Below are 7,455 nucleotides of genomic sequence, written 5' to 3'. Positions count from 1 at the left end.
TGCCACGCCAGCAACTCGATCACCACGGTGCGGGCCAGCTCGATCGGGCGCTCGCGACGCCAGGTGTCGTAGTCGGCGAGAATCTCGTCGAGCGGCTCGGCGGGCACCAAATCCCTGATCTCCTGGATGAAGTCGCGATCCAGCGAGAACGGCCGCGGCACCAGGTTGGGGATGTAGCGCCCGATGATGATTTCGGGATCCTTGTCGCGGGGCATTACCCGCTCCAGCGAGCGGCGGAAGTCGGCCACCCCGACCCGCAACACCCGCGAGTGGAAGGGCACGTCGATGCCCGGAACGAGGATGAACGAGCGCCGCCCGCCCGTGAGCTCGCGGCGACGCTCTACCTCCGCTTCCAGCACTTCCAGACCACGCACCGTGCCGGCGATCGCGTACTGCGAGCCGCGCAGGTTGTAGTTCACGATCTCAAGAAACTCGCCAGTCCGTTCGGCGATCCCGGCGACGAACGCGGGAACCTCGTCGTCGGGCAGGTCGATCTGGGAGGGCCGGATCGCCGCCAACCGGTAGTTGGAGCGGCCCAGCTCGTCGCGCGGCACGATGTCGTGCATCTTGGAGCCTCGGTGAAACACCATCTCCAGCATGGCTTCCAGCTCGTAGACGCCCGTCACGCAGGCCAGCGCCGTGTACTCACCGACGGAATGGCCGCAGGCGATCGCGCCCTCAACGAACGCGCCCTGCTCGCGCATCTCCGCGACCTGCGCGGCCGCCACCGTCGCCATCGCGACCTGGGTGAACTGCGTCAGGTAGAGAACGCCTTCCGGGTGGTGGTAGTGCACTCCCATCGCGATGATGCTGGTTGGGTTGTCACGCACGACGTGCAGCACGGAGAAGCCCAGCGTGTCGCGGGTGAACTTGTCGGCGCTGTCCCACACCTTGCGCGCCGCCTTGGACCGGGCCCGCACGTCCATGCCCATGCCCTTGTGCTGAATGCCCTGCCCGGGGAACGCGTAGACCGTCTTTGGGGCCGCCAGCCGCGCGGTAGCCGACATCACGAGATCCGATCCGACGCGCGCGGCCACTTCCATAACCTCTGCGCCCTGGTCGATTCCGACACGCTCGACGCGGAAGTCGACCTCGTCGCCGGGCCGCACCATGCCCAGGAATCGCGCGGTCCAGCCGATCAGCCGAGCGGGTGGGCGGGCTTGGCCGTCGGTGGCCGTCACCGCATGCTGCGCGGCGGCCGACAGCCACATCCCGTGCACGATGGGCGATTCGAGGCCGGCCAGCAGCGCTGCCGCCCGATCGGTGTGGATGGGGTTGTGGTCACCGGAGACCATCGCGAACGGGCGCATGTCGACGGGCGCCGCGAGAATGACGTCGCGGCGGCGGCGACGCGGGGTGTCGGTCGCGTTCCCGGATACCGCGCCACCGGCGCGAACCGGATCGGTGAGCTCGGCGCCGCCGGTGCGACCAAGGATCGCGAAACGCTCCTCGAACCTGGCGATCACCGCGCCGTCGGCGCCGGCCGAGTCACGCAGGGTCACCGAGACTGGGACCACCCGGCCCATGTCCGTGTCGATGGCACGGGAAGCCGTTGCGCTGACGGTCATTTGGGCTCGCTCATTGGGCAGCCGACCGACGATGTGCGCGGCGTGGTCCAGGTGCACCAGGCTCAGCAGGCCCTCCACCACGGGGACGCCGGCGTCGGTGACCGCCGAGCCGATCGCCGCGAAGACGGCGGGCCAGCACAGGCCGACGAGCGCGTCGGGCACGACCGTGAGGCTGGGCGCCAACCGTTCGCCGAAGGTGGCGGTGACGCCGGTGTGATCGGCCACCCGTTCGGGGTCCCACTCGACCGTGACCGTCGCCGTGCCGTCGACGACGGCGGGCAACAGGGCCGGCCCGTCGGCGCCGGCGGCGATGGCCAAGACGGCGCGCATGGCGGTGGCGGCGTCTTCGGTGGAAACGATTGGCGTGCCGCCATCGATGGTGTTGGCGGGCAAGCTGAATGGAATGTCGATCCACGCGCCGGAGATCGGCACGCTGAGCACGACTTGCCGGTCACCGGAGCCGCCGTTGACCGCGAGCCGCGCCCCGGTGGAGGAATGCGTGGCGCGCAGGCTCTCGGGCCCTTCGTGACCTTCGTGCACCAACCAGTCACCCGGATCGGCGATCCGATGAACCGGGTTTATCGTGGTGCGGCCGGCCCACTGCACGTCGGGCGCGTCGAGGACCACGGCCAGCGGTCCGCTCACGTCCGCACGGCCCGTCCGGCGTGCGGTGACGGGTTTCGGCTCGGCTCCAGCGCCCAGCACCTCGTCGATCGCGGCCTGCTCGAAGCGGTCCAGCAAATTACCGACGGGTTCGTCCATCCGGGTGATGCCCGCGACGGCCGCGGTGCCCGGGATGATGCACACCTGGTCGGCGTCGTAGCGGGCGTCGTGCGCCTGCCACAACGAGTCGCTGCGCCACCAGCGCCGCACGTCCTTGTCCATCACCGGCACGAAGTTGACGGGCTTGCCCAACGTCTTGCACAGCGTGACGAAGAACGGAACATCGGCCGGGTGCAGCTGCACGGATTCGGCGTCCGGGTAGTGCGCGAGCAGGGTCGCGATCGCCTCGTCGGGCCTCTCCAGCAGCGCACAGCCATCCGAGAACAACGTCGCGATCTGGCCGAAATCCTTTGAGTGCAAACGGGATTCGGCCCGCTGCAGCATCTGCTGGAAGCGGTCGCGCCAGGTGTCGGCCAGCCACGGGCTGCCCGGCGAGGCGGTGTCGGCGGTCGAGTCGCCCTCGCCGATCGCCAGCTCGACGTAGCGCCGCAACCACTGCAGATAGGTCATCTCGCCCACGTCGCCGAAGTACGGCTTGGCGGTGTTGGCCATCGCCGCGATGATCTCGTCGCGCCGCTCGGCGACCGCCTCGGCATCGCCGGCGACCTCGTCGAGCAGTCGGCCGCAACGCGAGGCACTGTTGTCGATCTCGTGGATGTCCGCGCCCAGCTGGCTGCGGCTGGAAGCCATGCCGCCCTGGGCCTTTCCGGCGCTGATCCACTGGTCGGTGCCCTGAGTTTCGACCAGCATCCGCTTGACCGACGGCGATGTCGTCGCCTCCTTGGTCGCCATCGCCGCGGTGCCGACCAGGATGCCGTCGATCGGCATCAGCGGGAAGCCGTAGGCCTGCGCCCAGCGACCCGACAAGTACTCCGCCGCCCGCTCGGGCGTTCCGATGCCCCCGCCGACGCAGACGGTGATGTTGGGACGCGACCGCAATTCGGAGTAGGTGGCCAGCAGCAGGTCGTCGAGGTCTTCCCACGAATGGTGGCCGCCGGCACGCCCGCCCTCGATGTGCATGATCACCGGCTTGGTGGGCACCTCGGTGGCGATGCGGATGACCGCCCGAATCTGCTCGATCGTGCCGGGCTTGAAGACCACGTGGCTGATGCCGATCTCGTTGAGCTCGTCGATCAGCTCGACGGCTTCCTCGAGATCGGGGATGCCGGCGCTGACCACCAGGCCGTCGATCGCCGCGCCGGACTGACGGGCCTTCTGGACGAGCCGCTTGCCGCCGACCTGGAGCTTCCACAGGTAGGGGTCGAGGAACAGCGCGTTGAATTGGTACGTACGGCCGGGCTCGAGCAGGCCGGACAGCTCCTCGATGCGGTTGGCGAAGATCTCCTCGGTGACCTGCCCGCCGCCGGCGAGCTCGGCCCAGTGCCCGGCATTGGCCGCGGCGGCGACGATCTTGGCGTCGACGGTCGTCGGGGTCATGCCGGCGAGGAGAATCGGCGACCGCCCGGTCAGCCTGGTGAACTTCGTCGAGAGCTTGGCCCTGCCGTCGGGGAGGCGCACCACCGTGGGCGCGTAGGTCGACCACGCCCGGGCCACCTCGGGAACGGCCCCGACGGTAAAGAGGTTGCGCTGACCGCCGCGGGTCGCTGCGGGCACGATGCCCACACCGAGGCCCCGGATCACCGGCGCGGTCAGCCGGGTCAGGATGTCGCCGGGACCCAGATCAAGAATCCACCGGGCTCCGGCATCTTTAACCCGGCTGATCTCCTCGACCCAGTCGACACCCTTGACCAGGATGGCCTCGGTCAGCTCGCGGGCCGAGGCGACGTTGAGACCGACCTTCTCGGCCCAGCCGCCGACGATGTCGATCCCGTCGGCCAGCCGCGGGGTGTGGAAGCCGACTTCCACCCGGACCGGGTCGAAGACCGGAGAGAACACGTCACCCCCGCGGACCTTGTTCTTGCGGTCGGCCTCTTCCTTCTCGGAGATCTGCCGGCAATACAGTTCGAAGCGCGAGAGCTGCTCCGGGGTGCCGGTGATGACCACCGACCGTCGACCATTGCGGATGGACAGCACCGGGGGCAGCACGGTGCGGACGTCCTGCGCGAACTCCTCGAGGAGCCGGCGAATCCGCTCCGGGTCGGCGTTGGTGACCGACATCATCGGGGGCCGGTCGCCCAGCACGGAGATGCCGCGCCTGCGCGCCACCAGCGTCCCGGCGGCCCCGATCAATTGGGCCACCGCCAGCAGTTCGACGTCGCGACCGCCGGCGGCCTTGAAAGCCTCGACGGCGAGCACGCCTTGCGAATGCCCGGCGACGGCCACCGGCGGCGTCGCGTTGAGGTCCATGCCCTGCCGAGCCAGGGCCCGCACGGCCCCGATCTGAGTGAGCAGCACGCCAGGTATCGAGACCGCCGCCGACGTGAGGTGCTTGTCGGAGGGGACCGGATCCTCGGCCGCCAGTGCCCGCACCCAATCCAGGGGCGCGAAACCGATCGGACGTACGACGACCAGCTCTTTTGCCACCGGCTCCAGCAGCAGCTCCACCTCGCCGACCAGCGTGGCGAGGTCGGATTCGATCCCGGCCGACGACACCAGTTCCTCGAGCGTCTCCAGCCAGGCGCTGCCCTGCCCGCCGAATGCAACGGCGTACGGCTCTCCGGCCGTCAACCGGTCGACCAGAGCATGGGCGTTCGACGGGCTGTTTCGGTCGCGGTCAGCGGTCACCCGGTCGTGCTCGTGGATCGTCACCTTGCTGCATCTCCCTGCGTGCGTCTTGGCGTCTTGGTTCCTGCCGGCCCCGGCGGCGTGGGGCCTGCTTGTTTAACGCGATTCCCCGTCGAATCACTTGCCGGCTCCTGGATCGAGAGCGCGGCGGGCTGCTACGGCTGTAGTAAGAGTGTCATAAGAATGAGTGCCCTTTTCGTGTGCCGATCGGTTACTGGCGAGTTCTACGCACGGGTAACCGTGTCGTGGGTAACACGCGCTCGAACCACCCGCGCGGGCGCCGCGAACAAAGCCCCTGCATGGGAGTGGTTACGGTCGAGTAGCTATAACTGCGCTGATCACGGCAGTATTGTTATGTAATCGTTATGTTAAAAAAATCGGGTTGCCCGGCGACCGCTGACCGCGCGTCAGCCGCGAGCGCCCGCGACTGCGGCCGGCAAAATTAGCGAACGAGTGTTTGCTGGAATTGTTGCCGTGGGGGCTCAGGCCCATTGGCCGAATTGCGGCTTGAGGATTTCGTTGATGTCCACCCCGACGCCACCGACGCTGCGCTTGTCGATCTCGACCTGATGCAACTGAGCGGCGGGGTGGGTGTATCCCTTGGGCGAGCCCCAGTTGTGCTGCCAGAAGTAAGAGCCCAAGCCGTCGTGCAACGCCCAGTCGATGGTCTTGGAATTGGCGTACACACCCGTGCGTTGGTGTCCGACCACGGACTCCCACGACCGCAGATAGGCGGCTACCTGCTGTTTGTACTGGTCGTACGAGGGGTCGTCGTCGATCGACGCGTAGATCGGGGCGCTGGCCGGCCCGCCGGCGGCCGCGTGCAATTGCATTCCTCGCTGCGCATGCTGGAGGCCGGCGCCCGCCCCGCCCAACCAGTCGGCGGTGCTGCCCTTGCCGTACTGGTAGCACGACACGATCTTGAGCCCGTTGGTGCTCAGGTCCCGCGCCTCGGCGACCTGGATCGGCTTGCCCAGCATCCAGTCGCCGCCGGGCCGACGATCGGAGACGTACCGAATGGATCCCACCGCGCCGGCCGCCCTGATCTGGCTGGCGGGGATCACGCCGGCCGCGTAGTCCAGCAGGGTGCCGAGCGACGCCGATGCCGGCGCGGCGCGCAACGACGCCGCCGCGACGCCCAGCCCCAGCAGCGCAGGAGTCGCGGCCGCGAATCTGAGCACATCGCGCCGCGAGGCAGACATGTGCCACAGGGTACGACAAGAGCCCCAATAGACACACCAGTCACACCAGTTACAGTTGTGTCACGCCGGTGGCGTTGCCTGTACCGCGCCGCGAGGTCTGTACTGAGCAGATGGACCGTGATCGGCTGATCGACCTGACTCGGCGCGCATTGAAGCTGGCGCGCGACCAGGCGACCGACCTCGCTCCCACGCAGCACGAGGTCGACGCGCGGGAGTACACCTCGATCCAACGACACGAGCGCGACAGAGCCCTGTTGCTTTCCAGCCCCCAGCTCGTGGGGTATGTCTCGGAACTCCCCGCCCCCGGCGCCTATTGCACCAAGACGGTGATGGGCCGGTCGATCCTGTTGACGCGAACGTCCGACGGGTCGGTCCGGGCGTTCGACAACGTCTGCCTGCACCGCCAATCACAGGTGGCCACCGGCTGCGGCAACGCGAAGCGGTTCACCTGCCCGTACCACGCGTGGACCTACGACAACGCCGGCCGGCTGCTGAGCGTGCCCGGACGCGAGGGCTTCCCCGACGTCGCCGTCAAGTCGGTTGGCCTGACCGAGCTACCGGCGGCCGAGTTCGCCGGGTTCCTTTGGGTGGCACTGGCTCCCGGTGCCACCCTGGATGTCGCCGCGCACCTGGGGCCGCTTGCCGATGAGCTCGATTCATGGGGTATCGGACGCTGGTCTCCGCTGGGCGAGAAGGTGCTCTACTCCGCGATCAATTGGAAACTGGCGGTCGACACCTTTTCGGAGAACTACCATTTCGCCACCGTGCACCGGCAGACCTTTGCCACCATCGCCCGTAGCAACTGCACGGTGTTCGACGCCTACGGGCCTCATCACCGGCTCATCTTCCCGCTCAACGCGATCCTCGAACTGGACGATGTTCCCGAAGAGCAGTGGGATCCGTTCCACAACATGGTCGTGATTTACGCGCTGTTCCCCAACATCGTGTTGTCGGTGACCATCGCCAACGGCGAGCTGTTCCGGATCTACCCCGGCGACCGCCCGGGTCGCTCCATCACCGTGCACCAGAACTCGACACCCCTGGACGTGTCCCAGGAGTCGGTGGCCGCCGGCGCTCAAGCCGTCTTCGACTATGCGCATGCCACGGTGCGCGACGAGGACTACCGGTTGGCCGAGCGCCTGCAGGCCAACCTCGAGTCGGGCGCTCGCGCCCACCTGCTGTTCGGGCGCAACGAGCCCGGACTGCAGCACCGGCACATCACGTGGGCGGAGGCGCTGCCGAGGCAGTGAATCGGCGGCACCACCGTCTCGGCGGCG

3 protein-coding genes are annotated in these 7,455 nt (G+C 68.2%); 1 reads left to right on the top strand and 2 read right to left on the bottom strand.

The window, feature by feature from the left end; all coding sequences use genetic code 11:
* The coding region (locus JO059_RS10015) for a fatty acid synthase subunit beta domain-containing protein (protein WP_293316227.1) at positions 1–5,000 on the bottom strand (5,000 nt) is incomplete at its 3' end.
* Between the two features lie 458 nt (positions 5,001–5,458).
* Positions 5,459–6,178, bottom strand: a complete 720-nt coding sequence (locus tag JO059_RS10010; protein WP_293316225.1) for a DUF1906 domain-containing protein — start codon at positions 6,176–6,178, stop codon at positions 5,459–5,461.
* Positions 6,179–6,288: 110 nt separating this feature from the next.
* On the opposite strand from JO059_RS10010, the gene JO059_RS10005 reads away from it, so the two are divergent.
* The gene (locus JO059_RS10005) at positions 6,289–7,428 is read left to right on the top strand and encodes an SRPBCC family protein (RefSeq protein WP_293316223.1); all 1,140 of its coding nucleotides are present in this window, start codon (positions 6,289–6,291) and stop codon (positions 7,426–7,428) included.
* Positions 7,429–7,455: the final 27 nt, after the last annotated feature.

It is taken from the genome of Mycobacterium sp. (assembly GCF_019247615.1).
Lineage (GTDB): Bacteria > Actinomycetota > Actinomycetes > Mycobacteriales > Mycobacteriaceae > Mycobacterium.
The sequence above is the reverse complement of the archived record's forward strand: the minus strand, read 5'-3'. Positions and strand labels throughout refer to the sequence as shown.